The organism is Stenotrophomonas sp. S4 (genome assembly GCF_054187805.2).
In genome coordinates this window covers 2,424,117-2,449,136 of record NZ_CM196188.1, presented here as the reverse complement: position 1 = coordinate 2,449,136, position 25,020 = coordinate 2,424,117, and the positions used below count along the sequence as shown (strand labels likewise).

The 25,020-nt window shown below is 65.3% G+C and carries 22 protein-coding genes; 12 read left to right on the top strand and 10 right to left on the bottom strand.

From position 1 onward, the window contains the following. The first annotated feature begins 213 nt into the window (after positions 1-213). The gene (locus tag ACUZUJ_RS11445) at positions 214-2,376 is read left to right on the top strand and encodes a type I secretion system permease/ATPase (RefSeq protein WP_049445110.1); all 2,163 of its coding nucleotides are present in this window, start codon (positions 214-216) and stop codon (positions 2,374-2,376) included. Further along, entirely contained in the window at positions 2,373-3,794 is a 1,422-nt protein-coding gene (locus tag ACUZUJ_RS11440; RefSeq protein WP_049445112.1) for an HlyD family type I secretion periplasmic adaptor subunit, read from the top strand. The genes ACUZUJ_RS11445 and ACUZUJ_RS11440 overlap by 4 nt, the downstream gene beginning before the upstream one ends. A gap of 43 nt (positions 3,795-3,837) precedes the next feature. Here ACUZUJ_RS11440 and ACUZUJ_RS11435 read toward each other — a convergent pair whose 3' ends face one another. Next, a complete protein-coding gene (locus ACUZUJ_RS11435) occupies positions 3,838-5,478 on the bottom strand; it encodes a fatty acid--CoA ligase (RefSeq protein ID WP_049445116.1) in 1,641 nt (546 codons plus the stop codon). Between the two features lie 127 nt (positions 5,479-5,605). Between ACUZUJ_RS11435 and ACUZUJ_RS11430 the strand changes: the two genes are divergently transcribed. Beyond that, a complete protein-coding gene (locus ACUZUJ_RS11430) occupies positions 5,606-6,280 on the top strand; it encodes a response regulator transcription factor (RefSeq protein WP_049445118.1) in 675 nt (224 codons plus the stop codon). On the opposite strand, the gene ACUZUJ_RS11425 is transcribed toward ACUZUJ_RS11430, so the two are convergent. The 4 genes from ACUZUJ_RS11425 to ACUZUJ_RS11410 are packed head-to-tail and all read right to left on the bottom strand — an operon-like array spanning position 6,174 to position 13,247. Next, complete coding sequence (locus ACUZUJ_RS11425) at positions 6,174-9,620, bottom strand: hybrid sensor histidine kinase/response regulator (protein ID WP_458220019.1); 3,447 nt, start codon at positions 9,618-9,620, stop codon at positions 6,174-6,176. The genes ACUZUJ_RS11430 and ACUZUJ_RS11425 overlap by 107 nt on opposite strands. Before the next feature lie 35 nt (positions 9,621-9,655). Next, positions 9,656-10,141, bottom strand: coding sequence for a MaoC family dehydratase (locus ACUZUJ_RS11420; RefSeq protein ID WP_049445123.1), 486 nt, complete (start codon positions 10,139-10,141; stop codon positions 9,656-9,658). Next, complete coding sequence (locus ACUZUJ_RS11415; protein ID WP_458220018.1) at positions 10,138-11,016, bottom strand: alpha/beta fold hydrolase; 879 nt, start codon at positions 11,014-11,016, stop codon at positions 10,138-10,140. Before ACUZUJ_RS11415 ends, ACUZUJ_RS11420 begins: the two co-directional genes overlap by 4 nt. Before the next feature lie 32 nt (positions 11,017-11,048). Continuing rightward, entirely contained in the window at positions 11,049-13,247 is a 2,199-nt protein-coding gene (locus ACUZUJ_RS11410; protein WP_233490761.1) for a TonB-dependent receptor, read from the bottom strand. 198 nt (positions 13,248-13,445) lie between these two features. On the opposite strand from ACUZUJ_RS11410, the gene ACUZUJ_RS11405 reads away from it, so the two are divergent. The 4 genes from ACUZUJ_RS11405 (at position 13,446) to ACUZUJ_RS11390 (ending at position 16,544) form a co-directional block, all read left to right on the top strand. Next, the gene (locus ACUZUJ_RS11405; protein WP_049445131.1) at positions 13,446-14,450 is read left to right on the top strand and encodes an extracellular catalytic domain type 1 short-chain-length polyhydroxyalkanoate depolymerase; all 1,005 of its coding nucleotides are present in this window, start codon (positions 13,446-13,448) and stop codon (positions 14,448-14,450) included. 85 nt (positions 14,451-14,535) lie between these two features. After that, a complete protein-coding gene (locus ACUZUJ_RS11400) occupies positions 14,536-14,892 on the top strand; it encodes an excalibur calcium-binding domain-containing protein (RefSeq protein ID WP_152682146.1) in 357 nt (118 codons plus the stop codon). A 134-nt stretch (positions 14,893-15,026) separates the two neighbouring features. Then, a complete protein-coding gene (locus ACUZUJ_RS11395) occupies positions 15,027-15,842 on the top strand; it encodes a S1 family peptidase (protein ID WP_101766408.1) in 816 nt (271 codons plus the stop codon). Between the two features lie 33 nt (positions 15,843-15,875). Further along, a complete protein-coding gene (locus ACUZUJ_RS11390; RefSeq protein ID WP_080347514.1) occupies positions 15,876-16,544 on the top strand; it encodes a hypothetical protein in 669 nt (222 codons plus the stop codon). On the opposite strand, the gene ACUZUJ_RS11385 is transcribed toward ACUZUJ_RS11390, so the two are convergent. From ACUZUJ_RS11385 to msuE, 3 genes are read right to left on the bottom strand one after another with little or no spacing between them, the layout of a single operon-like run. Then, positions 16,501-17,535 (bottom strand): methionine synthase, encoded by a 1,035-nt coding sequence (locus tag ACUZUJ_RS11385; protein WP_049445137.1) that lies wholly within the window; start codon positions 17,533-17,535, stop codon positions 16,501-16,503. The genes ACUZUJ_RS11390 and ACUZUJ_RS11385 overlap by 44 nt on opposite strands. A gap of 39 nt (positions 17,536-17,574) precedes the next feature. Then, complete coding sequence (locus tag ACUZUJ_RS11380) at positions 17,575-18,552, bottom strand: DUF1852 domain-containing protein (RefSeq protein ID WP_049445140.1); 978 nt, start codon at positions 18,550-18,552, stop codon at positions 17,575-17,577. Positions 18,553-18,609: 57 nt separating this feature from the next. Continuing rightward, complete coding sequence (msuE, locus tag ACUZUJ_RS11375) at positions 18,610-19,191, bottom strand: FMN reductase (RefSeq protein ID WP_049445141.1); 582 nt, start codon at positions 19,189-19,191, stop codon at positions 18,610-18,612. Positions 19,192-19,367: 176 nt separating this feature from the next. On the opposite strand from msuE, the gene ACUZUJ_RS11370 reads away from it, so the two are divergent. Together ACUZUJ_RS11370 and ACUZUJ_RS11365 are read left to right on the top strand one after the other, a co-directional pair. Next, positions 19,368-20,282, top strand: a complete 915-nt coding sequence (locus tag ACUZUJ_RS11370) for a LysR family transcriptional regulator (RefSeq protein WP_014647226.1) — start codon at positions 19,368-19,370, stop codon at positions 20,280-20,282. After that, complete coding sequence (locus ACUZUJ_RS11365; protein WP_049445144.1) at positions 20,282-21,151, top strand: methylenetetrahydrofolate reductase; 870 nt, start codon at positions 20,282-20,284, stop codon at positions 21,149-21,151. The genes ACUZUJ_RS11370 and ACUZUJ_RS11365 overlap by 1 nt, the downstream gene beginning before the upstream one ends. Before the next feature lie 30 nt (positions 21,152-21,181). Here the strand turns inward: ACUZUJ_RS11365 and ACUZUJ_RS11360 are convergent, their stop codons facing one another. Then, complete coding sequence (locus ACUZUJ_RS11360) at positions 21,182-21,460, bottom strand: hypothetical protein (RefSeq protein WP_049445147.1); 279 nt, start codon at positions 21,458-21,460, stop codon at positions 21,182-21,184. A gap of 216 nt (positions 21,461-21,676) precedes the next feature. Here ACUZUJ_RS11360 and ACUZUJ_RS11355 point away from each other — a divergent pair, with 216 nt between their 5' ends. Both ACUZUJ_RS11355 and ACUZUJ_RS11350 read left to right on the top strand, forming a co-directional pair. Beyond that, positions 21,677-22,204: a DUF6622 family protein gene (locus tag ACUZUJ_RS11355; RefSeq protein ID WP_049445150.1), complete on the top strand. Its 528-nt coding sequence runs from the start codon at positions 21,677-21,679 to the stop codon at positions 22,202-22,204. A 108-nt stretch (positions 22,205-22,312) separates the two neighbouring features. Then, positions 22,313-22,690: a hypothetical protein gene (locus ACUZUJ_RS11350; RefSeq protein WP_049445154.1), complete on the top strand. Its 378-nt coding sequence runs from the start codon at positions 22,313-22,315 to the stop codon at positions 22,688-22,690. Between the two features lie 190 nt (positions 22,691-22,880). On the opposite strand, the gene ACUZUJ_RS11345 is transcribed toward ACUZUJ_RS11350, so the two are convergent. Next, positions 22,881-23,783, bottom strand: a complete 903-nt coding sequence (locus tag ACUZUJ_RS11345) for a LysR family transcriptional regulator (RefSeq protein WP_049445157.1) — start codon at positions 23,781-23,783, stop codon at positions 22,881-22,883. A 109-nt stretch (positions 23,784-23,892) separates the two neighbouring features. On the opposite strand from ACUZUJ_RS11345, the gene ACUZUJ_RS11340 reads away from it, so the two are divergent. Next, the gene (locus tag ACUZUJ_RS11340) at positions 23,893-25,014 is read left to right on the top strand and encodes a 4-oxalomesaconate tautomerase (RefSeq protein ID WP_049445158.1); all 1,122 of its coding nucleotides are present in this window, start codon (positions 23,893-23,895) and stop codon (positions 25,012-25,014) included. Positions 25,015-25,020: the final 6 nt, after the last annotated feature.

The window sequence follows — 25,020 nt, the reverse complement described above, 5'->3', positions numbered from 1 at the left end:
ATTCCGCCGTGTTGGGCTGGTATCGCCAACCCTGGATCCCGCCGACGGCGGCTGTGACGGTCATTACGGCTGGCCTTCCTTAGTCATGTGTCACGCATCCACATCTTGCGTACATTTCCGTTGCGCTCATGGCCGGCCCATTGACAGGTCATCGGGGCACCACCATGCTACGCGCCGGGGTCGCGCACAACGGAAGCTGCGCACAGGATAGATATGCCACAAGGGGATACGGCGCCGTCGGTGCCGGGGGAAGAGCGCGCGCAGGATGTACAGGATCTGGCGCTGCGCGGCTTGGTGCTGCTGGCTCAGTTCCACGGTATTCCGGCGGACGCCAGCCAGCTGGCGCATGACGCCGGGTTGGGCAGCGACTGTATGGATGAAACGGCATTGGTGCTGGCCGCGCGCAAGCTCGGGTTGAAGGCTAAGGTCGTACCGATGCCGCCCGCACGCTTGGCAATGGCCACACTTCCCGCCCTTGCGTTGGGTGACAACGGTGATGCATTCATCATCGCTCGCATCAGCGACGAGCAGGTGCTGATCCACGATCTGGCGCAGAAACGCCCGCAGAGCATTGACATGACCATGCTCCAGCAGCGCTATCGCGGACGCCTCCTGCAGGTGGCCTCGCGAGCATCCGTACTTGGCGAGCTGGCGCGATTTGATTTCAGCTGGTTCATTCCTGCGGTGATCAAGTACCGGAAGATGTTGCTCGAAGTCTTCGTGGTCTCTTTCTTCATCCAGCTGTTTGCGCTTGTCACGCCCCTGTTCTACCAGGTCGTCATGGACAAGGTGCTGGTACATCGAGGACTGACCACGCTGGACGTGATTGCGATCGGCCTGGTTTCGATTGCCGTGTTCGATATCGTCCTCAGCGGCCTGAGGACGTATGTTTTTGCGCATACCACCAGCAAGATCGACGTCGAACTAGGCGCGCGTCTGTTCCGCCACGTTCTGGCATTGCCGCTGGCCTACTTCGAGTCGCGCCGTGTGGGCGACACCATTGCTCGCGTACGTGAGCTGGAGAACATTCGCAACTTCCTGACAGGACAAGCTCTCACCTCGGTGCTCGATCTGCTGTTCACCGTGGTTTTTCTTGCGGTGATGTTCTACTACAGCGGCTGGCTGACCTTAATCGTGTTGATCTCGCTGCCTGTGTATGCACTCATTTCTGCAGGCGTCACGCCGTTGCTGCGCAAGCGCCTGGATGAAAAGTTCGCACGCGGCGCTGACAATCAGTCTTTCCTCGTCGAGACGATCAGTGGCATTGGTACGGTCAAAGCCAATGCGGTCGATCCCCGTGTCACACGCACATGGGACAACCAGCTGGCCGGCTATGTGAATGCTGGCTTCGGAGTCACCAAGGTCGCTACCGTCGGCCAGCAGAGCGTACAACTGGTACAGAAGCTGGTCAGCATCGCGATCCTGTTCTGGGGCGCCAAGCTGGTTATTGATGGCAAGCTTTCACTGGGTCAGCTGATCGCGTTCAACATGTTGTCCGGGCAGGTGGCTGCACCGATCATCCGATTGGCACAGCTATGGCAGGATTTCCAGCAGGTCGGCATATCCGTCCAACGCCTGGGTGACATTCTCAACACCCGCACTGAGCTGCCAGGGAGCCGAATGGCGTTGCCCCCCATCCAAGGTGATATCACCTTCGAGCAGGTCGGTTTCCGCTATCGTCCGGATACGCCCGAAATCCTTGCAGGCATCGATCTGCACATTCCCGCCGGGCAGGTCATCGGGATAGTCGGACGCTCTGGGTCGGGCAAGAGTACATTGACCAAGCTGGTCCAGCGGCTCTACACCCCGGAGCGGGGTCGGGTAATGGTCGATGGTCATGATCTCGCCCTGGCCGACCCGGCCTGGCTGCGGCGCCAGCTGGGCGTGGTACTGCAGGAGAACTTCCTGTTCAACCGGAGTGTCCGCGAGAACATCGCCCTGAGCGATCCCGGGATCTCGCTGGACCGGGTAATCAAGGCGGCGACACTGGCCGGCGCCCACGAATTCATCTCCACCTTGCCTGAAGGTTACGACACCAAAGTGGGCGAGCATGGCGCCGGACTTTCCGGTGGCCAGCGGCAGCGCGTGGCCATTGCCCGTGCGCTGATCACCGACCCGCGCATACTGATCCTGGACGAGGCTACCAGTGCGCTCGACTATGAATCTGAGCATGCGGTGATGTCCAACATGCGCGAGATATGCAAGGGCCGTACGGTCATCATCATCGCCCATCGGCTGTCCACCGTGCGCAGGGCGAACCGTATCGTCGTCGTGGACCGCGGCCGCATTGTCGAAAGTGGAACGCACGATGAGCTGCTGGCCCAGTCCGACGGGCACTATGCCCAGCTGCACCGGTTGCAGCAGGGGGTCGCATGAAGCACATCCGCGACGGCGTGCGTGATTTCGCTGCACGCTATATCGCGATCTTCCGCGGCGCGTGGCGGGTCCGGCACGCGATGGATCCACCCGCGCGCGCGGCGGACGAACTCGCCTTCCTTCCCGCCCATCTGGAACTGATCGAAACTCCGTCCTCTCCCACCGCCCGCTGGACGATGCGCATCATCATTGCGCTGTTCTGCGTGGCATTGCTCTGGGCCGCGATCGGCAAGCTGGATATTGTCGCCGTGGCGCCCGGCAAGACCGTCGTGGACTCGCGCACCAAGGTGGTGCAGCCGGCGGAGACCGGCGTCGTACGGCGGATCCTGGTACGCGACGGGCAGGTGGTGAGGGCAGGGCAGGTACTGATTGAGCTGGATGCGACTGCCACCGGGGCTGATGTTGCCAAATCAGGCGATGCGCTGCTCAATGCCCGGATGACCGCTATCCGGCTGCGGGCGCTGGGTGAGGCGTTGCAGCGCGGCATTGCCCCAGTGATCCGCGCCGAGCCTGACATGCCCGCTGGCCGCGTCCAAGCCGAGCAGGCGCTGGCACGAAGCCAATACGATGCGCTGCAGGCCAAGCGCCACAATCTACAGGCGCTGATCTCGCAACGTCGCGCCGAACTGGAAACCACGCAGGCCTCGGTCAAGCCACTGGAAGAATCGGCGCGGATCTCCAAGCTGCGTGCCGATGATTACCGAAGCCTGTTGGAAGGCAATTATGTGGGTCGTCACGACTATCTTCTGCGTGAGCAGGAGCGTATTGCCGGCGAGCGGGATCTGGCGGCCCAGCGCAACCGGGTGCAGGAGATCCGATCCGCCCAGTTGGCTGCGGAGGAAGAGTTGAGCGTCCTGGTGGCGGATTTCAGACAGCAGACCCTGGACGGCCTGCGCACCGCACAGGAGCAGATCGGTCAAATGACACCTGAAGTCTCGCGCACTGGCCAGCGCGATCACCAGATGACATTGCGGGCGCCGGTCGATGGTACCGTTCAGCAGTTGGGCATACATACCGTGGGTGGCGTCGTGACCCCGGCACAGCCATTGCTGGCCGTGGTGCCGAGCGAGGAGGCGCTGGAAGTGGAAGCAAGCATTCTTAACAAGGACATCGGCTTCATCCGCAACGGCCAGCCGGTGACCGTGAAGGTGGAGAGCTTCCCCTACACACGCTATGGGTATCTGACAGGCAAGGTAATCAGCGTCTCCCACGACGCGATGCTGGACGAGAAGCTGGGCCCGGTCTTTCCGATTCGCGTGAAGCTCGACAAGGCCACCCTGCAGATTGACGGGGTCACCGTGCGCCTGACGGCCGGCATGAGCTTGAGCGCAGAGATCAAGACCGGGAAACGGCGGGTTATCGACTATCTGCTGAGTCCGCTGCGCCAACATACCGGCGAGGCGATGCGGGAGCGCTAGCGCTGGAAAATCCGCTAAGCGACAACCAGCTTTGGCGTGGGAGTCAGCGGCTGCCGGCAGCTGACTCCGGGTCATGCAGTCCACGCAGCTTCTTCTTGTTGATCTTGCCGACGCTGGTGCGCTCGATAGCATCGACGAAGCGGACGCGCTCCGGAATCGCATAGCGTGAGATATCTCCTGAGCGGCTGCGCGCCGCCACCAACGCGATGATCTCGGCCTCGGTCACGTCACTACCGGGCCGCCTGACCACCAGAGGCAGCGGCCGCTCGCCCCATTTTGCATCGGCGATGCCGATCACCGCGACTTCGTTCACCGCAGGATGCAGGGCGATGATGTCTTCCAGCGCCAGCGAGGAGATCCATTCGCCACCGGTCTTGATCACGTCCTTGATGCGGTCGGTCACCCGCAGATAGCCGTCTGCATCGATGTTGCCGATGTCCCCGGTGTGCAGGTAGTCGCCCGCCCACAGCGTCGCCGAAGCGTCCGGATCGTGCAGGTAGCCCTGGGTGAGCCAGGGCGCGCGCACCACCACCTCGCCGGTAGCCACCCCGTCGTGGGCGACATCCCTCATCTCCGGGTCGACAATGCGCAGGTCCACCAGCGGCACCGGAATGCCGGCCTTGGTCCGCAGTGACAGCGCCTCATCCGGCCCGGCCAATGCATCGGCATCAATCTGTGCAAGGGTGAGCAGCGGGCAGGTCTCGGACATGCCGTAGCCACCGAAGATGTCGATGCCACGTGCAAGTGCACGCTGCGCCAGCGCCCGTGGCAGGGCCGCGCCGCCGATGATCACTTTCCAGTTGTGCAGGTCGGTCTGCGCGGCGTCGGGGTGGTCGAGCAGCATGTGCAGGATGGTCGGCACGCAGTGCGAGAAGGTCACCTGCTCGCGGGCGATCAGCGCCAGCAGGTTTCCGGGCAGGTAGCGGCCGGGATAGACCTGCTTGATGCCGAGCAGCGTGGCCACGTAGGGCACGCCCCAGGCATGCACATGGAACATCGGCGTGATCGGCATGTAGACATCGCCGCGGTGCAGCCGCCCTTGGCTCGGTGCGCTGCCCAGCGCGCCCATTGCCGCCAGCGAGTGCAGCACCAGCTGCCGGTGGCTGAAGTACACGCCTTTGGGCAGGCCGGTGGTGCCGGTCGTATAGAACACCGTGGCACGGGTGTTCTCATCGAAGTCCGGGAAGTCGTCGATCGGCGTTGCCGTGCGCAGTCCGGCTTCATATTCCGTCACGAAGCCCGGTGGCAGTGGCCCTTCCGAGTCGTCCAGCAGCACCCGCGTATGCAGGTCGGGCAGCTGATCTTCCAGACCCTCCAGCAACGGCAGGAACTCGCGGTTGGCCAGGATCACCCGCGCGCCGCTGTGGTTCAGGGTGTAGGCAATCTGCTCCGGCGCCAGGCGGATGTTCACCATCATCAATACCGCACCGATCATCGGCACGGCGAAGTAGGCCTCCAGGTAGCGATTGCTGTCCCAATCCATCACCGCCACGGTATCGCCCTGGCGGACGCCCAGCGATGCCAGCAGTCCCGCCAGCTGGCCGATGCGCGCCTGCAGCGTGCGGTAGTCGAAGCGGACCTTGTCGCCGTACACGATCTCCTGCCCGGGACGTGTCGCCAGCGGCGTGAGCAACAGCTGCTTGATCAGCAGCGGGCAGGTATCGGCAGCGGGAGGGCATGGCATGCGGATTCCTCATGGGGGGCGTATTGGTCGCCGGTTGTCCCCACCCACACTAGCCATCCATGCGTACCGCGCCAGCGTACCTAGGTCCCCTGTCCACGCCCGCGTGATTTGCTAATCTCGCCTTGACATGCCAAGCCTGCTTATCGCCGATGACCACCCCTTGTTCCGCGCCGCGCTGCATCGCGCGGCCGAAGAGGCCGTCGCCGACCTTCAGATCAGCGAAGCCGATTCGCTGGACAGCGTGCTGGAAACACTCGAACGCCAGCCGGTCGACCTGATGCTGCTGGACCTGCACATGCCCGGCAATCACGGGCTTGCCGGATTGGCGACCCTGCGTGCATTGCAGCCCGGCCTGGCGATCATCATCGTCTCGGCTAATGAAGAGCCGCAGGTGATCCGCCGTGCCCTCGATCTGGGTGCCGCCGGCTATCTGCCCAAGAGTTCGGGATTGAGCGAGCTGCAGTCCGCGCTGCATTCCGTGCTGGAAGGCGAACGTTGGATTCCGGCATTGCTGCGCGAGCCGGTGGCGAGGGTAGTTCCTTTCAGCAGGGATGCGGATCTCGCCGCGCGGCTGGCCAGCCTGTCCGCGCACCAGTACAAGGTGCTGAGCCTGGTGGCCGAAGGCCTGCTCAACAAGCAGATCGCCGACCGCCTGGGCGTGCAGCTGCGCACGGTCAAGGCGCACATGACGCGCATCATGGAACGGCTGGGGGTGCGCAATCGTGCGCAGGCCATCCGCGTACTGCACGAGATGGGGTTGGCCGATCCATCGCGGCAGCTTGAAGGGTCCCAGGACGCCTGAATCTTCGGGTCGCGGCCGCACCCTTCGTCGCCAACAGATGGTTGATCGCCCAGCGTAATGCCAACGGCTTGAAGGGCTTGCTCAACAACGAAAGCCCGGCTTCGCGTACCGCTTCGCGGGTATCGCTGCCGGTATCGGCACTGAGGATCACGGTCGGCCGCTGCCCGTGCACGGCCACCAGCCGCTTCCAGACCGCCACGCCCGTATCCTCCCCATCGAGGTGATAGTCGAACAGCCAGAGTGCCGCCTCAGCCGCTGACGGCCCGATCGATGCAGCATCGCCCACTGCGGTGACATCGCAGCCCCAGGACGTCAGCAGTTGCCGCATCGCCGCCAGCGCGTCCCGATCGTTGTCGACCACCAGCACGCGGACGCCCTTCAGCGTGCTGCTCCCCGCCACCGCCGGCAGGGCGCACGGTGCGGCTGGCGGAGCAGCCCGTAGCACCTGGATGGAGAATGCCGAGCCGCGGCCAGGGATACTCTGCAGGTGCAGCGGCGCATCCAGCAGTCCGGCGATGCGGTGCGCGATGGCCAGGCCCAGGCCAAGCCCTTGGCCATTGCTGCGATCACCGCGATGGAATTCCTCGAACACGATCGCCTGCTGCTCCGGCACGATGCCGGGGCCGCTGTCATGCACGCCAATCAGCAGTGCGTTGCCCTGCCGCCGCACGCCCAGTAGTACGCCGCCACGATGGGTGTAGCGGATGGCATTGGCCAGGAAGTTCTGCAGCACCCGGCGCAGCAGCAGCGGGTCGCTGTGCACCCAGGCACGGGTCGGTACATAACCGAACTGCAGGCCACGTGCGGCCGCCAGCACGGCGAACTCCTGCGCAAGCGGGTCCAGCACGGTGGACAGCGCGAACGGGCGTGGGTCGACCACCCAGCCACCTGCGTCCAGCCGCGAAATATCGAGCAGGCCCGACAGTAGGTCATCGGTGGAATCCAGCGCGCCGCGGATCTGGCGCAGGAAGCTGCCCAGGAACTCGGACTCGATGTGCTGGGACATCGCATCGGCCAGCAACTGGGCCGCATGCAGTGGCTGGATCAGGTCGTGGCCGACCGCGGTGAGGAACCGCGTCTTGGCCACGTTGGCCCGCTCGGCCTCGTGTACCGCCTGTTCCAGCCGGGCGGTGCGGTCCTGCACGCGAAGCTCCAGCGTCTCATTGCTGCGCTTGAGTGCATCTTCCGCCCGGCGGAACGCGGTGACGTCGGTGAAGGTGGCCACATAGCCGCCGCCTGGCATCGGATTGCCGCGGATTTCCACGATGGTGTCGTCCGGGAAGATGCGCTCGGACAGATGCGGCGTGCCGCGCCGCATGTGGGCGACGCGACGCTGCAATGCCTTTTCAGGCGAGTCGCCAACGGCAACGCCGATGCCCAGTTGCGCCAGCGCCCACGCAGTCAGGTGGACCACCGGCTGGCCCACCTGCAGCAGCTCCGGCGGGAACTTGAACAAGACGGCATAGCGGCTGTTCCAGGCCACCAGCTGCAACTGCGCATCCACCACGCTGATGCCCTGGCTCATGTTCTCCAGTGCGGCTTCCAGCAGGCGCTGGTTGAAGCGCAGCACCTGGGTGGCTTCACCCACGGCACGGGTAACCGCGTCCAATGGCGCCGCGCCACCCTCCCGCGCGGCCTCCACCAGCAGCCGGGCCATGCCTGCGCCGACCACGGCCGTCAGCTCGCGTTCCACCGCGATGACCCGGTCGTCATCCAGCATCTTTCCTGCATGCCCGTCGAGCAGCTGCCGGGCCCGTTCCTGGCCGAGGAAGCGGCCAGCAGTCTTGCGCAGCGATGCCGTGGCCACCGCATCGCGCTGGCGTGGCAGCGACGGGCGGACCGCGCGTGACACCAGCACCACGGCAATCAGGTTTGCCGCCAGGCTGGCGCCCATGCTGATGGCGATATGCCCCGGTTGCAGGCGCATCGACAGCAGCGACAGCCAGTGCAGCCCGTCGGGATGGGTCGACGGCGTTGCAGCGGGCACGATCATGGGCAACAGCACCAGCCACAGCCAGACCAGCGAGCCCACCACAATGCCGGCGATGATCGCTGGTGAGGACGTGCGCGGCCGGTACACCGCCAGCAGCACGGCCGGTGCCAGCTGCGAGAGCGCGGTGAAGGACATCAGGCCGAAGTCGCTGAGCGCCTCGGTATCACTCATCGCCCTGCTGTACAGCCATGCCATCAGGAACACGGCGAGGATGCCGGCGCGGCGCAGGGCCAACACGCGCGGGCGCAGGTCGCCGGCAGCAGGACCGCCATCGATGCCGCCCAGCAGCCGCGAGCCCACGCCGTGATTGCCGAGCATGATCGACAGTGTCAGCCCGGACAGGATCATCATGCCGGTGGCCGCGCTCAGGCTGCCCAGGTACGCCACCAGCGTCAACAGGTGGTGTCCACCAGCCTGCGGCAGGGCCAGCACATATAGATCCGGCGACACCGACGCTGGCAGCTGCGCGGCACCGTACAGTGCCATCGGCACCGACGGCAGCCCGATCAGCAGCAGATACACCGGGAACAGCCAGCGTGCCGTCTTCAGGTCCGAGGACTCTCGCAGCTCGACCACGCCCACGTGGAACTGGTGGGGCAGGGTGAAGGCGGAAATCGCGCCCAGCGCCACCATCGTCAGGTAATCCGGAATGACTGCGGGCGGCGGCAGGTGGGCCATCTTTTCCAGCAGGGGCGTGCCGGCGCGGTGCACCGACAGCCCGGCATACAGGCCGATCGCCAGCAGTGCCACCAGCTTCAGTACCGATTCCAGGCCCAGCGCCACCACGATGCCGCGGTTGTGTTCGGTGGCCGATGCCTTGCGTGCGCCGAACAGCAGGGTAAACGCCGCCATCGTCAGCGCGAACCAGAACGACATGTCCAGCTGCCAGCCGGCAGGTGCGAAACGATCGCCCAGCAGGACCCCCAGGCCCTGGCTGACCGCTTTGAGCTGCAGCGCGATGTAGGGAATGATGCCGAACAGCGCGACCAGGGTGATGGTGATGCCCAGGCCCTGGTCCGCGCGCAGCCGTGCGACCACCAGGTCGGCGATGGTGGCGCTGTTGTGCTGCTTGGCCAACCGCCCCAGCCGTGCCAGGAACGGCAGGCCGAACGCAAAGATCAGCGCCATGCCGACCAGCGTCGGCGGAATCGGGAAGCCCCATTGCACGCCCTGCGAGGCGGCCCCGTAATAGGTCCAGGCCGTGCAATGCACGGCCAGTGACAGCGCATAGATGACCGGCCAGATCCGTGCGAGGCGATGTCCCCGGCGCTCACCCCACAGGGCCACGCCAAACAACAGAACGGTCCACGCAATACAGGCGAACAGGACGATGGAGGGCGTCAACATCACTCCAGTGTAGGGAGAAGCGGGGCAGGGCGGCGCTAGGCGGACACCACGATCAGTGACAACTGCTCGGCGATCACTGCAACCTCGCCATCGTCAGCGAGCTCCACGGTCTTGCGCTGGGTCAGCAGCCACTGCCCCTGCTGCCGCGGCTGCAGGGAGACCAGCTGCGAACGTACCCGTACGTCCGAGCCGCTGGGCACCGGCGCCAGGAAGCGCACCTTGTTCAGGCCGTAATTGAGCACATGCGCGATGCCGGGAAATCCGGCCAGGGCGGCCACATCCTCTTCCACCGTCAATGACAGCAGCAGGAAGCCGTGGGCGATGGTGCGCCCACCCGGCAGCTGCGCCTGTGCACGCACCGGGTCGACGTGGATCCAGTTGTGGTCACCGGTGGCGTCGGCGAAGGCAGTGATCCGCGCCTGCGAAACGTGGGTGATGCTGCCCAGCCGCTCGCCGGCCGCCCATTGCTGGAGAGGGCGCAGGGCGGCCGGCAATGCCTCGGTGGATGCGGCGGTGCTCACCGCACGTCTTCCAGCAGGGCCAGGATGGCATCGCGTGCCTCCGGCTCGTTCAACATCGGCGCATGGCCCACGTCCGGCACTTCAACCAGGCGTGCGCGGGGCGATGTCGCGGCCATCTGCCGGGCAACATCGGCTGGCAGGATGTCGGACAGGGCGCCACGCACCACCAGCACCGGCACGCGTGCGGTCAACCCGCGAACCGCACGCCACAGCACGGGGCGCAGCAGCCACAGCACCCACGGTCGGGTGGTGCGGATCACCGCCGGGTCGTAGTCCAGTTCCAGCATGCCGTCTTCGCGCTGGCGGAACGTGCGCAGGGCCATGGCCCGCCAGTCCTCCACGGTGTAGCGCGGGAATGCCGCCTTGCCGATGGTGCCCATGTAGGCCGCGGCCTGCTGCAGATCCATCGGCGGCACGGGCTTGCCGGCGTACTTGCCGATCCGTGCCAGCGCCTCGCGCGGCACCTTGGGGCCGGCATCGTTCAGTACCGCCGCTGCAATGGTCTGCGGGGCACGCGAGGCCAGGGTGATGGTGACAAGCACACCCAGCGACGTGCCGACGAATACCGCCGAGTCGATGTGCTGCGAGCGCAGCAGCGCCACCATGTCATCGGCATAGGTGCGCGGGTTGTAGCTGGAAGGATCCTGCGCGCGTTCCGAACCGGCACGGCCGCGCAGGTCGACGGCGATCACGCGCCAGCCCACGCCGGCAAGCACGTCGGCCAGCGCGTCGAAATCAGCGCCATTGCGGGTCAGGCCGGGAATGCACACCACGGTCCCGCGCGACGCCTGTCCTGCCCTTGGTGCATGGTCGCGCGCATGCAGGCGCAGGCCATCAGTGCTGTTCCAGTACAGATCTTGGTAAGACTGCGTCATGCAGGGGCTTCCTGGAAATCGTAACGGGCACGCTAGAAATCGTAACGGACGCTGAGGCTATATTGGCGCGGCGGTCCATAGAAGCCAATCAGTGTGCCGACTGCCGGAATGTTGTAACCGGTGGTGCGGTATTCCTTGTCGGCCAGGTTGGTGCCCTGCAACGAGAGCGTCCAGGCATCATCCAGCCGCCAGATCACACCAGCATTCACCAGTCCGTAACCGCCCTGGCGGATCACCGGACTCAGGTCGGTGGTCGGCCACACATCGCTCTGGTAGCTGTAGCTCACCCGCGCCGACAGGTTGCTGCCGTTGGCCAGGTCGGTGCGGTATTCCACGTTCAGCGCCCCCGAGAATTCCGGTGCATTGGTGAACTTCATCTGCCGGGCCACGTTGATGCCGCGGTCCATGTACTCGTCGTACTTCGTGTCCAGCCAGGCCAGGTTGCCGGAAATCAACCAGTGCTGGCTGGGCAGGTACTGGTATTCGACTTCCACGCCCTTGATGGTGCCGGCGCCGGCATTGGTGAAATCACCGAAGAACGAGTCATCGATGCCGTCGCCATTGGTATCCAGGCCGGTGAACACCGACAGCTGGATGTCCTTGTACTTGTTGTAGAAGGCCGACAGGTTCAGGAACAGCCGCTGGTCGAGGAAGGCCATCTTGCTGCCGACCTCGTAGCTGTCCACGGTCTCGTCATCGAACGGCTCGGCCGAGCGGGGCACCGCCACCGCGTTGGCGCGGATGTTGTAGCCGCCGGACTTGAAGCCACGCGTGGCCAGCCCGTAGACCATGATGTCCGGGGTGATCTGGTAGTCCAACGAGACCTTGGGCGAGACGTTCTTGAAATTGGTCTTCTTGTCGAAGTCCGCGGTCACCGCCACCGGCCGGCTGAAACCCGGGTCGGCGTAGAGGCGGTTCAGCACGATCGCGCGCTTGTCTTCATCGGTGTAGCGGGCGCCCACGTCCAGCTTCAGCCTGCTGGTCAGGTCGAAGGTCCAGTCCGCATACAGCGCGATGCTGTCGGTCAGCACCTTGCCCTGGTTGTCGGCGAACTGCGCGCTGAAGTAGTTGTTCTGGATCTGCCCACCGGCCTCGCCACTGAACTGGTACAGGCCCACCACGCCGCGCACCCGGCCCCCGGCATCGTAGTTCAGCTGCACCTCGTTGCTGACCTGGTTGTCGTTGTAGGTGCCGCTCACGTCGGCCAGCTTGACCGGCGTGGTGTCGAAATCGATGTTGGCTTCACTGTCCGATTCGCGCTTGGCCACCACGTACTTCACTGCGATGTCGTCGTTCGGCCGCCAGTTCACCGTGGCCGACGCGCCCTTGGTTTCCACGTTGTTGAGGTTGCGCATGCCCGAGCGGATGTCATATCGGCTGTCCATCGGCGGGTAGGCGCGCAGGAACGGGTTGGGCGCCAGCATCTTCGAGCCGCGCATGCCCGACTGGTCATCGATCCAGTCCAGAGCGAACTGCACATCGAAATCATCGCCCGCATACGCCCCCAGGTTCAGGCGCGCCGCGTTGATCTGCTTGTCGCTGACCGGCTGGCCATTGAAGGTGTTCTCGCCGAAGCCGTCGTGGTTCATGCTGGCCACCGCCACGCGTGCTCGCAGGCCACTGTCGGCGCCGCCGATCGGGCCACCGATCGCCGCCTTCGCGTCCAACTGGCTGTAGTTGCCCACGGTGATCTGGGCGAAGCCCTCGGTCTGGGTGGGCAGGCCGCGCGAGATGTACTTGATCGCACCACCAATGGTGTTCTTGCCGTACAGCGTGCCCTGCGGGCCGCGCAGCACCTCGATGCGCGAAACATCAAACACATCCAGCAGCGCGCCCTGCGGGCGGGCGATATAGACGTCATCCAGGTAGATGCCCACGCCCGGATCGGCACCCCAGGTCGGGTCGGACTGGCCGACGCCGCGGATGTAGGCGGTGACCGTGCTGCTGGCGCCGCGCGCCGCATAGATGGTCAGGTTGGGCACCTGCCCATCCAGGTCGCTGATGTCCTGGACATTCATCCGGTCCAGCGCCTCGGAGGTGAACGCGGTGACCGCCACCGGCACTTCCTGCAGGGTTTCTTCGCGCTTGCGCGCGGTGACCTTGATGCTGTCCAGGTTGGTGGGTGATGCATTCCTGCCCACGGTCGCCGCCCCCTGCGGCGCGTCCTGTGCCAGTACCGGGCCAGACGCCAGCAGCGCGCCGATCATCAGGCTCAGACAATTCCGTTTCATTCGATCCTCCCCAGGGCATATCCATTGCAGATGGCCCGATGCCACCTCTGCAGCCAAGGCTAGCGGTGTCATCGGGCAGCGGCGAGTGGACCTAGGTCCAGTCGGCAGCCGCCACCGGATGCGGATACTGGGCTCGCCCCCAGCCGGACGCGTTCCCCGGTACTCCTTCATCCACGACTCACCCATGAGGATCTGGTCATGAAATCCGGAATCGATTCGATCAAAGCGATGGCGCTGGTGCTGTGCACCTGGCTGGCAACGGCGGGCAGCGCGCTTGCCGCAGGCCCGGCAGGGCATTGGGATATCGGCCTGTACGGCAACCTGTTCGGCGCCCGCGAATACCAGGTCTGGGTGCCGGCCGGCTACGACGCGACCCAGCCGCTGCCGCTGCTGCTGGTGCTGCATGGCTGTGTGACCGGCCCGAACCTGATGGGCGAGGCGTCCGGCTTCAATGAGGTCGCCGACAGCGAGGGTTTCATCGTGGTGTATCCGCGCCAGAACGTCACCTCCAATCCCGCACGCTGCTGGAACTGGCAGCTGCCGATCAACCAGGCGCGCGACAGTGGCGAGCCCTCACTGCTGGCCGGCATCGTGGACAAGGTGAAAGCCAGCTACAGCATTGATCCGCACCGGGTCTATGTAACCGGCATTTCTGCCGGCGGTGCGATGACCTCGATCATGCTGGCCTGCTACTCGAATGTGTTCGCTGCCGGCGCCATCCACTCTGGTGGCATGTTCAAGGGCGCGACCACCATTTCCGGCAGTGCCTACGCGTTGTTGGCCGGCAGCATCTACTCACCGGACAGCAACGGTCGGCTGGCCTGGCAGTGCTCGGGTTCGCCTTCGCCGCGCCCGCTGCCGGTGCTGGTGTTCCATGGCAGCGCCGACCTCACCGTCAACCCGGTGAACGGTGAGCAGGCGGTGCGCCAGTTCCTGCAGACCAACGACCTGGCTGACGATGGCCTGGACAACGATTCGGTGAAGTACGTGCCGACCAGCACCTATCACGGCCAGGTGCCGGGCGGACGTGCGTATACGGTGGACACCTACGCCTACGGTGGCAGGACGCTGGTGCAGCACTATGTGGTGCAGGGGATGGGGCATGCGTGGAGTGGCAGCCAGTCGGGCCTGCCGTTCACCGATCCGAAGGGCCCCGATGCCACGCTGATCACCTGGTTGTTCCTGAAGGACTACCAGCGCTGAGTGGCAGCTACTGCAGCGTCAAGCCTGGCGGTCGAGACACCATGCTAGCCTTCCCCTTGGCAGGATTGCCTGACAGGGGGAAGGCATGGATACCGGACGCCGGGATTCCATCGTATTGGCTGCATCCGGGATGCTCGCACTGGCGCTGTCCGCCAATGCGCTCGCGCATCCGGGCGGCCTCGACAAGCAGGGTTGCCACACCAACCGGAAAACGGGTGACTATCACTGCCATCGAGGCGCCCCAGCCGCACCTCGCTACGTCGACACCCCGCGCAGCAGTTTCGTCCCCGGTTCTGCGCGCGGGTCCGGGGCATTTGCCAACTGCGCGGAGGCCCGCGCCGCCGGGGCTGCGCCGGTACGACGGGGTGATCCGGGGTATGGCCCGCACCTCGATCGTGACAATGACGGCGTGGGCTGCGAGCCCTATCGGGGCCGCAGGTAGGCATGGCCCGCCTGGCTTCAACCGCCGTTCCCCCGCATTCGTCGCTCATCGCCGGGGATTGGTCGCACAATCTCCCCGTATGGCAGAGCCATGCCCTAGGCTGTTGTGATTGAACTGCAGGGATGAAAGCAATCATGAAGCGCTGGATTTTCCTGGCATTGGCCACGCTCCCGTTCGCCGCCGGCGCCGTGGTCATCCGCGATGATGTCGACGATGCCAGATATCAGATCGATGCATCGGTGTTCCCGGCACTGGCGGACATGCCGGGCGAGGGGCACGGCGTCCTGATCGCGCCGCGCTGGGTGCTGACCGCAGCACATGCAGCACCAATGGAGGGCATGGGCGCCACCATCACCATCGATGGGAAGGGCTACGGCGTCGAGCGTGTTTTCCTGCACCCCGGCTACCGGAGGATGCCCGAGGCGCTGGGCAGGGAAGCGATGGCAACGGGGAGTGCGTCGAAAATCCACGCGTTTCTGGCGGCGTCGGATGACATCGCACTGATCAGACTTGCCACGCCGGTGAGCGATGTGCCGCCGGTGGCGCTTTATCGTGGCGGCGCCGAGGTTACCCAGATCGCCGCCTTGATCGGGAAGGGCGCTACCGGCAACGGTGCGACTGGACTGGTGCCGGGCGGGCCGCATCGTACGACGCTGCGGCGGGCCTACAACGCGATTACCGGCGGCAACGCGCGCTATCTCTGGTACCGGTTCGATCCGCCTCCGCAGGGCCTGCCCCTTGAAGGCGTGCTCGGCAACGGCGACAGCGGCGGCCCGCTGCTGATCAAGAAAGATGGGGCCTGGCAGCTGGTGGGCCTCGGTTCCTGGATCACCGCCGTGCCCGAGCATGCGCTGGAAGCGGGCTTCTACGGGCAGGTGGTCTACAACGTGCGCGTGTCCCGCTACATCGACTGGATCGAAAGCCTGGTCGACCGTGACGCGTCACATTAATGGTTGTTTTCAAAGGTAGCCAGCACGCGTGCAATGTCGATCGCATGCGGCGATCTTGAACAATTCATCTCCCCGCGAGGGAGTGCGTTTGCATTCTCATCCCATGCGACGGCCGATCGTATGCTTCCGGCCATGCATTCCTCCTTCGATCTTCCCGCGTACATGACCGTCCCCCGGCCCTCCGGCTGGGTGCAGAGCGGCGAGCGCTGGGACCTGTGGTGGAACGGGCGCTCGGTGGCCAACATCGTGCCGCACGCCGTGCTTGGCTTCCGGGTGTACCTGGACGCACGCAAGATGTCCCAGACCAAGGTGGTGGCCGCCACGAATGTGCGACAGGCCAGGCGCTACGCAGAACGCTGGTGTGCTGCACGGCTCTGCCCGCAGCTGCGGCTGCGCGAGGCAGTGGCGCGCCTGGTGGACGTAGCGCCGGAGGCGAGCGCTGCGCCGTCGCCGGCACTTTCGGCGGAGCAACGGCAGCAGGCCCGCCGCCTGGCCGAGGCCGGGGCAGGGGAGGTGGCACGGATCAAGCAGGCGCTGGCACCGCGACTGCCCGCGACGGAGGCCAGGCCGGAGCTGCAGGCGCGAGGCGGAACCTGGTCGATACCCGGCCAGGCGCCGTCAAGCCGCCATTCGAACGGCAATGCCTCCTCTGCCGGGGTTATGCCGAGAGTTCCTCGCGCACGATCCTCGCCCCTTCGCTGAGCGCGCGCAGCTTGCCCCTGGCCACGTCGCGCGCCAGCGGCGCCATGCCGCAGTTGGTGCTCGGGTAGAGCTTGTCGGCGTCCACGAACTGCAGCGCCTTGCGCAGGGTGCTGGCTACTTCATCGGCGGTCTCCACCGTGCTGGAGGCCACGTCGATGGCACCGACCATCACTTTCTTGCCGCGCACCAGCTCGATCAGGTCGATCGGCACGTGGGAGTTGTGGCATTCCAGCGAGATGATGTCGATGTTGGAGGCCTGCAGCTTCGGGAACGACTCCTCGTACTGGCGCCATTCCGACCCCAGCGTCTGCTTCCAGTCGGTGTTGGCCTTGATGCCGTAGCCGTAGCAGATGTGCACGGCGGTCTCGCACTTCAGTCCTTCGATCGCACGCTCCAGTGCGGCTACGCCCCAATCATTCACTTCGTCGAAGAATACGTTGAAGGCGGGCTCGTCGAACTGGATGATGTCCACGCCTGCAGCCTCCAGCTCCTTCGCTTCCTCGTTGAGGATCTTCGCGAATTCCCAGGCCAGCTTTTCGCGGCTCTTGTAGTGCGCGTCGTACAGCGTGTCGATCATCGTCATCGGGCCGGGCAGCGCCCACTTGATCGGCCGCGTGGTCTGGCGGCGCAGGAACTTCGCATCCTCGACGAACACCGGCCTGGGGCGACTCACGGCGCCGACCACGGTCGGCACGCTGGCATCGTAGCGGTTGCGGATGCGCACGGTTTCGCGCTTCTCGAAGTCGACGCCGCTGAGGTGCTCGATGAAGGTGGTGACGAAGTGCTGGCGGGTCTGCTCGCCGTCACTGACGATATCGATGCCGGCATGCTGCTGTTCCTGCAGGGACAGGCGCAGGGCGTCCTGCTTGCCCTCGATCAGGCCTTCGTCCTGCAGTTTCCAGGGCGACCAGAGCTTCTCGGGCTCTGCCAGCCAGGAGGGTTTGGGCAGGCTGCCTGCGGTGGAGGTGGGGAGCAGCGTCTTCGTCGGCATTGTGTGGTGTGTCCTGGGGGCGAATGGAAAATCGATGGATCAGCGGGCGGCCCACTGCTCAAGCACGGCGCGGTACGGCTTGATGAAGTGTTCTTCGGTGAACCGGCCCTGCTTGACCGCCAGCTGGCTGCGCTCTTCGCGGTCGTAGACGATGCGGGTGGAAGAGTAGTCCTGGTGCTTCAGGCTGGGCTGGTAGACCTTGCCGGCCACGGAATTGGCGTTGTAGATCTCCGGGCGGTAGATCTTCTGGAAGGCTTCCATCGTGCTGATGGTGCCGATCAGTTCCAGGTTCGAGTAATCGCCCAGCAGGTCGCCCTGGAAGTAGAACGCCAGCGGCGCGACGCTGCCCGGCGGCATGAAATAGCGCACCTGTAGGCCCATCTTGTCGAAGTACTGGTCGGTGGGGGAGAACTCACCCTGGCGGTACTCCACGCCCAGGATGGGGTGATGGTTCTCGGTGCGGTGGTAGGTCTTGCTGCTGGAAACGCTGATGCAGATCACCGGCCCCTTGCTGAAGTTGGCGCGGTAGGCGTCCGAGCGCAGGAAGTGCTGGAACAGCTTGCCGTGCAGGTCGCCAAAGCCTTCCGGAATGCCGAAGGTGGCCTTGCCCTCGTTGCTGGCCGGCAGCACCACGCTGAAGTCGTAGTCGCGCACGTAGGACGAGAAGTTGTTGCCGACGATGCCCTCGGTGCGCACGCCGGTCTGCGTGTCGACGATGGTCGGCCGCAGCACCTCGATCAACGGGAAGGGATCGCTGCCGTCGGCGCCGTCGATGTGCATCTCCACCGAGATGATGTCCAGCTCGACCGCATAGCGGTCCGCGCTCGGGTTGTCCCAATGCGCCAGGTCGTTGAAGCGGTTGTTGATCATGCTGATCGTGTTGCGCAGGTTCTCCTGCCGCGATGCGCCACGGGCCAGGTTGGCGAAGTTGGTGGTGATGCGCGTGCCTTCGGCCGGCTGGTAATCCTCGTTGAAAGGGATGCGCGTGATGCTGAAGGTGAAGGTGTCGGTCGTCATGGGCGGCGTTCCGGTTTGCTGGGTGGCATCCGAATGCAGGGTGCTGGCATCCGGTATTCAGAGAGTTGCGGCGGTCTCGGCGATGGCGGGCGCAGCGCGATGGGACAGGGCAAGCAAGGGCATTGCCCGCTGCACGGCCAGTCGCGCACGTTGGATCAGTGCCTCGTTGTGCACGCGGCCCTCGGCGAAATCGCGATCGGTTGCGTACACGCCCAGGGGCAGGGTGCGGGCCTGGAAGAAGCTGAAGAGCGGCCGCAGCTGATGGTCGATCACCAGCGCGTGGCGCTCGCTGCCGCCGGTGGCGGCCAGCAGGATCGGGGTATCGACCAGCGCATCCTGGTCGATGAAATCGAAGAAGTGCTTGAACAGGCCGGTGTAGGAGCCGCGGTAGACCGGCGTGGCCACCACCAGTACGTCGGCCTGTTCGACAGCGACCAACTGCCGCTCGACCGCCTCGGGCAGCTGCGAGCGCCACAGCGCACCGGCCAGCTGTGGCGCAAGCTCACCGAGCTCGATCAGCTGCTGCTCGCAATGGACGTCTTCGCCGATCAGGCCCAGCAGATGCTCGGCCAGGGTGGCGGCCCGGGAGGGGCGTTGCAGTCCACCGGAAACGGCGACGATACGGAGGGGGCGGGTCATCTGTTCGCTTTCAGCAGGGGAGGGGCTGCTTCGGCGCAATCTGCGGGGGCGCAGTCCTGCGGGCCGGCTGGATCAGCAGGCTGTCAGGCAACCGAAGGCATGACCCGATCCTAGCCATGCCCTTCCATGACGTAAAATGGTATTACTTCACCAATCCATGAATGAGATTCATCGTCATGCTGGAACGGATCCACCTCAGCATCGTGCAGCAGGTCGAACAGCAGGGCTCGCTCACCGCGGCCGCCGGCGTGCTCAACCTGACCCAGTCGGCGCTCAGCCACAGCATGAAAAAGCTGGAACAGCAGCTCGGCACCGATGTCTGGCTGCGCGAAGGCCGCAGCCTGCGGCTTACCCAGGCCGGGCAGTACCTGCTGGCGGTCGCCAACCGGGTGCTGCCGCAGCTGGACCTGGCCGAGGAGCGGCTGGGCCAGTTCGCGCAGGGCGAGCGTGGCGCGCTGCGCATCGGCATGGAGTGCCACCCGTGCTACCAGTGGCTGCTGAAGATCGTCTCGCCGTACCTGGCCGCCTGGCCGGACGTGGATGTGGACGTCAAGCAGAAGTTCCAGTTCGGCGGCATCGGCGCATTGTTCGGCTACGAGATCGACCTGCTGGTCACGCCCGATCCACTGCTGAAGCCGGGCCTGAAGTTCATCCCGGTGTTCGACTACGAGCAGGTACTGGTGGTGGCCAGCAACCACGCCCTGGCCAAGGTGGATCACGTAAAGCCGCGCCAGCTCGGCCAGGAAGTGCTGATCAGCTACCCGGTGCCGTTCGAGCGTCTGGATATCTACAACCAGTTCCTGCTGCCGGCCGGCATCACGCCGCGGCGCCACAAGGCCATTGAAACCACCGACATCATGATGCAGATGGTGGCCAGCGGCCGCGGCGTGGCTGCCATGCCGCGCTGGCTGGTAGAGGAGTACGCCACGCGCATGGACGTGGTGCCCGTACGGCTGGGCGCCAAGGGCATCCCCAAGCAGATCTATCTGGGTGCGCGCGAGGCCGATACCGGTATCGACTACCTGCAGGCCTTCATCGAACTGGCCCGCAACAGCTCGCCGCTTGCCGGCAATGCACGCGAGGCGCGCTGATGCCGGCCGGTACCTCATCGCAGGCGGACGCCTTCATCAACGCCTTTTCACTGGAAGTCAGCGCGAAGGCCATGCCGGCACTACGTGCCGAGGCGGCCCGCATACCGCGCGGCACGGTCATCTCCCTTCCCTGGCTGGCCAGCGAGGACGACGACGCACGCTTGGTTGCCGCGCGCATGGTGCGCGAGCTCGGCTTCGAGCCGATGCCGCATCTCTCTGCCCGCCGCATCGGCTCGCACGCAGCGCTTGAGCGCTTTCTGGAGCGCGCCGCCAGCGAAGCCGGCGTCACCCGCTGCCTGCTGGTCGCGGGCGACCTGGCCACACCCGCCGGGCCGTTTGCCGACAGTGCTTCGATCATCCAGACCGGTCTTCTGGAGCACTTCGGGATCAAGGTCGTTGGTATCGGCGGGCACCCGGAAGGCCACCCGGTGATGAGCGCTGACGACCGCTGGCAGGTGCTTGGGCGTAAATGTCAGGCCATCGAAGCACGCGGCATGGCCCCCTTGATCGTCACCCAGTTCGCGTTCGATGCCGATACCGTGCTGGCCTGGCTGGATGCATTGCGCGCGCGTGACATCTCGGTTCCGGTGCTAGTCGGCGTGCCGGGGCCGGCCAGCATCACCCGGCTGCTGCGCTACGCCGCGATGTGCGGCGTGGGTGCCAGTGCATCGATGCTGGCCAGGTATGGCATCTCGATCGGCCGGCTGCTCGGCACGGCGGGGCCGGAGGTGTTCGTCGATTGCCTGGTGAAGGGGCTGACGGGCGCCCATGGCCCGATCAGCCCGCATTTCTTCCCGTTCGGCGGAATTGCGCCATCGCTGGAGTGGATCGCGCAGTACCAGCGGCGCGTTCGCGGCTCCGGCCGCTGATCCGTATCGATGGCTGTGCTGCCGGGCCTGTCAGCCCGGCAGTTCGCACTTCATCCTGCCGTCCACGTAGTACGGCTTGGGTACGTTCGGGTTCGGGCTGGTCTTCTCGAAGACCACCTCGAACGAGGCGGCATCGGGCGAGCCCTTGCGCTCGGTGCACTCGTCCTGCAGCTTCTTCTTGACCGCAGTGATGCCGGCATCGCGGTTGGCGCCCTCGGCGCTGTTGGTCAGGTTCACGGTCTCGGCCAAGGCCAAAGGGCTCAGCGCAAGCAGGCCGCCGGTCAGCATCAGGGTATGCAGCTTCGTCATGGTTGGTACCTGGCAGGTCTCCAATGAGGCCCCCAGCATAGGGCCGGGCCGTTAACGGTGTGTGCCCGCCGGGGTGAGGGGAGGGCGCGCAACGCCCCCGTAATCCGCGATGGCTGACAGCTGTCACTGGCTGCAACCCGGGCGGACGCGAATAGTGAGCGCCAAGGCGAGGGCACCTCGCCACCACTCAGCCACCACTCACCAAGGGGACCGCTCATGAACATGCTCCAGCAACTCGCCGCGCAGACGCCGATCTGGGTCTGGCTGCTCCTGGCCTTCCTGATCACCCGCGGCATCGCCGCCATGAAGCCGGGGGAGACCTCGCTGCAGAAGCTGGCGATCGTGCCCGCCCTGTTCGCCGTATGGGGTGCGTGGTCGATCAGCCATCGCTTCGGCACGTCGCTGAGCGCCTGGGGTGAATGGCTGGCCGGCATCACTGCGGGTGCCGCACTGGGCTGGCTGCTGCTGAATCGGCTGAAGCTGACGCTGGACAGCTGCACCGGCAAGCTCTGGCGCAACGCGGACTTCAGCCTGCTGCCGCTGCTGCTGGTCACCTTCTTGGTGAAGTACGGCTTCGAAGTCGCATTTGCGGTGTCGCCGTCGCTGACCGCCAATGCTGGCTTCAGTGCCGCCTACCTGCTGTTGGCGGGCGGATTCACCGGCATCTTCGTCGGCAAGTACTGCCGGTACCTGGCCTCGCTGCGGATGGGTGCGGCAGGCAAGGGGCTCGAAACCGCAGGCTGATCGCCCGGGTAGTGCCGGCCGCTGGCCGGCTCCGCCATGCAGGGTTGTGCGGGGCTGGAGCAGGCATCACGATGCCCGCCACTGGCCATCATCGGAAACGCTCACGTCATGAAGCCCACATCCTGGTTCTGGATCAACGTGGCCAGTCACTTCGGCATCGTCGCAGCCCTGGCCTGGCTGCCCGCACGGTGGACGGGGCAACTGGTGGAGGCTCTGGCCGTGACTCAGCCGGCTATCGGCGAAACCCAGCATCTGGCCCTCATTGGCTCCGTTTTCGGCTTCTGCGTGACCGCACTGATCCTGATGGGGGCGCTGACAGTCACCGGCGAACTCCTCGGTTTCTCCAGGCCCTATGCGCGGCGACCGGAACCCCAGAACCAAGCGCAGGTCGTCCACCGGAAGGTGCTGTTGACTGCCTTCGCCACGCTCTCGTGGGTGGCTGTGGGATCGCTCGCAGGTATTGCGTCGATCTTCGCTGTTTCGTGATGAAAGGCGGCCCCGTCAGCGCCCAGCGCGCCGGAACAAGTATCCGGTCGAGAACGGGCAGGACCTGCTCACCCTCGACATCTTCGGATACGCAGACTGAAGCGCCGCGATGGCATTGACGTCGCGCGCCTCTGCCGAGACATGCTTGGCTGGGGTTCGGACAGCACAGGTGCGTGAGACGCGCGCTTGCTCATACCTCCCCGCGCCACTGGCTCATCAGCATCTGAAGAAATCGCTCGGCCGTGGGCGAGAGCAGGGCGCCCCGTCGGCGGACGATGCCGATCGTGCGCGACACTACCGGGTTGCCGATCGCGCGTGTCACCAGGGTGGGGTGATCCCCGTCCGGCGTGGCCATCTTCGGTAGCACCGACACGCCGATACCAGCCTCGACCATGCCCAGTGACGTCGACAGGTGCGTCACTTCGTAGTGCCAGCTCAGTTTGAGGTTCTCGCGCGCCAGCGCGCCGTCCAGCAGCGTGCGGTTGCCGCTGGTGCGATGCACGGTGATCAGCTGGTGCTCGGCCAGATCAGCCCATTCCACTTTGCGCTTGCGGGCCAGCGGATGATCGCGCCGGCAGGCGAGGACGAAGGGGTCCTCGGCCAGCACGTCGAAATCGAGATTCGGATCGTTGGCGCCCATGAAGTTGATGCCGAACTCGACTTCGCCACGCTCCACTGCCTGCAGACCCTCCGTGGCCGGGATATCCAGGATGCGGAAGCGCACGTTCGGGTGCGCTTCGTGGAAACGCGCCATCACGCTGGGCAGGAAATAGAACGCCGCCGTCGGCAGGCACGCGATGGTGACGGTGGCGCCGCGGGTGTCCTCCCGGCCGCGCAGTGAGAAAAGCGAGCCATCGAATTCCTCCAGCATGCGGCGCACCAATGGCAGCAGGTTCTCGCCGACAGCGGTGGTGCTGACGCTGCGCGTGGTGCGCTCCAGCAATGGCGAACCCACGGCCTGCTCCAGTTTCTGTATCCGTCGGCTGAGCGCCGGCTGGGAGACGTGCAGGATTTCCGCGGCGCGATGGAAGCTGCGCGTCTCCGAGACCAGCAGGAAGGCGCGTAGATCCAGGATTTCGCAATTGATGCTCATTGGGTATCAATCATCCAAAAATCAGCAATTCACAGATCAATTGAGGCCATGCCAGTATCGAATCACAGAGGGGTCATTCATCTCCTATACGCATCAATCTAGCACACGTATGTCCAACGATCTGCTCAGCATTCCCTGCGTACTCATGCGCGGTGGCACCTCCAAAGGCCCGTTCTTCCTGGCCAGCGACCTTCCTATGGACATCGCTGAACGCGATCGCCTGCTGCTGGAAGTGATGGGCTCGGGCCATCCGCTGCAGATCGACGGCATCGGCGGTGGCAACGCGCTGACCAGCAAGGTGGCGATCATCGACCGTTCGAGCAGGGCGGACGCCGACGTGGATTACCTGTTCGCCCAAGTACGGGTGGAGCAGCAGGTGGTGGATACCTCGCCCAACTGCGGCAACATGCTGGCGGCCGTGGGCCCGTATGCCATCGAGCGTGGGCTGGTGCAGGCGCAGGATCCGCAGACTGAAGTGCGCATCCACAACGTCAACACCGGCAAGCTGATCATCGCCACGGTGGAAACGCCGGGCGGCCATGTGGTCTACCGCGGTGATACGCGCATTGCCGGCGCGCCGGGCTCGGCCGCGCCGGTCAGGCTCTCCTTCCTTGATGCCGCAGGTGCCCGCACCGGCAAGCTGCTGCCCAGTGGCCACGCGCAGGAAACCATCAATGGCGTGCCGGTCAGCCTGGTGGACTGTGCCATGCCGATGATGCTGGTGCGTGCCGAAGACCTGGGCGTGCACGGGGATGCCTCGCCCGCCGAACTGAACGCGGACGCCGCGTTCATGCGCCGGCTGGAAGCGCTGCGCATCGAGGCGGGCGCCCGCATGGGCATTGCCGACGCCGGCAACAAGGTTATCCCCAAGCCGGTGCTGCTGTCGGCGCCGCAACACGGCGGCGATCTGCAGGTGCGCTACTTCATGCCGCACCAATGCCACACCGCACTGGCGATCACCGGCGCCGTCGGCCTGGCCACCGCCGCCGTCACGCCGGGCACGCTGGCCCACACTTTGGTCGGATGCCTGTCCGTTCCCGGCCGCATTACCCTCGAACATCCGAGCGGGGCCCTGGAGGTGGGCCTCAGTCGCAGTTCGGGCGATGCGCCGGTGATTGCCAGCGTGGTCCGCACCGCGCGCCGCCTGTTCGACGGCCGGGTATATGCAACCTCGCCCGCGCCCGCCCGGGCCAGTACCACCCAAGACCGCCAATGGACGTCAGCGGCATGATCTGAA

Excerpts from the sequence above, each read along its gene's own strand:
- ACUZUJ_RS11410 (WP_233490761.1), bottom strand. The coding sequence starts at position 13,247 with ATGAAACGGAATTGTCTGAGCCTGATGATCGGCGCGCTGCTGGCGTCT.
- ACUZUJ_RS11385 (WP_049445137.1), bottom strand. The coding sequence starts at position 17,535 with ATGCCGACGAAGACGCTGCTCCCCACCTCCACCGCAGGCAGCCTGCCC.
- ACUZUJ_RS11360 (WP_049445147.1), bottom strand. The coding sequence starts at position 21,460 with ATGACGAAGCTGCATACCCTGATGCTGACCGGCGGCCTGCTTGCGCTG.
- msuE (WP_049445141.1), bottom strand. The coding sequence starts at position 19,191 with ATGACCCGCCCCCTCCGTATCGTCGCCGTTTCCGGTGGACTGCAACGC.
- ACUZUJ_RS11440 (WP_049445112.1), top strand. The coding sequence starts at position 2,373 with ATGAAGCACATCCGCGACGGCGTGCGTGATTTCGCTGCACGCTATATC.
- ACUZUJ_RS11345 (WP_049445157.1), bottom strand. The coding sequence starts at position 23,783 with ATGAGCATCAATTGCGAAATCCTGGATCTACGCGCCTTCCTGCTGGTC.
- ACUZUJ_RS11400 (WP_152682146.1), top strand. The coding sequence starts at position 14,536 with ATGGATACCGGACGCCGGGATTCCATCGTATTGGCTGCATCCGGGATG.
- ACUZUJ_RS11350 (WP_049445154.1), top strand. The coding sequence starts at position 22,313 with ATGAAGCCCACATCCTGGTTCTGGATCAACGTGGCCAGTCACTTCGGC.
- ACUZUJ_RS11435 (WP_049445116.1), bottom strand. The coding sequence starts at position 5,478 with ATGCCATGCCCTCCCGCTGCCGATACCTGCCCGCTGCTGATCAAGCAG.
- ACUZUJ_RS11390 (WP_080347514.1), top strand. The coding sequence starts at position 15,876 with ATGTCGATCGCATGCGGCGATCTTGAACAATTCATCTCCCCGCGAGGG.
- ACUZUJ_RS11340 (WP_049445158.1), top strand. The coding sequence starts at position 23,893 with ATGTCCAACGATCTGCTCAGCATTCCCTGCGTACTCATGCGCGGTGGC.
- ACUZUJ_RS11415 (WP_458220018.1), bottom strand. The coding sequence starts at position 11,016 with ATGACGCAGTCTTACCAAGATCTGTACTGGAACAGCACTGATGGCCTG.
- ACUZUJ_RS11445 (WP_049445110.1), top strand. The coding sequence starts at position 214 with ATGCCACAAGGGGATACGGCGCCGTCGGTGCCGGGGGAAGAGCGCGCG.
- ACUZUJ_RS11355 (WP_049445150.1), top strand. The coding sequence starts at position 21,677 with ATGAACATGCTCCAGCAACTCGCCGCGCAGACGCCGATCTGGGTCTGG.
- ACUZUJ_RS11370 (WP_014647226.1), top strand. The coding sequence starts at position 19,368 with ATGCTGGAACGGATCCACCTCAGCATCGTGCAGCAGGTCGAACAGCAG.
- ACUZUJ_RS11395 (WP_101766408.1), top strand. The coding sequence starts at position 15,027 with ATGAAGCGCTGGATTTTCCTGGCATTGGCCACGCTCCCGTTCGCCGCC.
- ACUZUJ_RS11430 (WP_049445118.1), top strand. The coding sequence starts at position 5,606 with ATGCCAAGCCTGCTTATCGCCGATGACCACCCCTTGTTCCGCGCCGCG.
- ACUZUJ_RS11365 (WP_049445144.1), top strand. The coding sequence starts at position 20,282 with ATGCCGGCCGGTACCTCATCGCAGGCGGACGCCTTCATCAACGCCTTT.
- ACUZUJ_RS11380 (WP_049445140.1), bottom strand. The coding sequence starts at position 18,552 with ATGACGACCGACACCTTCACCTTCAGCATCACGCGCATCCCTTTCAAC.
- ACUZUJ_RS11425 (WP_458220019.1), bottom strand. The coding sequence starts at position 9,620 with ATGTTGACGCCCTCCATCGTCCTGTTCGCCTGTATTGCGTGGACCGTT.
- ACUZUJ_RS11405 (WP_049445131.1), top strand. The coding sequence starts at position 13,446 with ATGAAATCCGGAATCGATTCGATCAAAGCGATGGCGCTGGTGCTGTGC.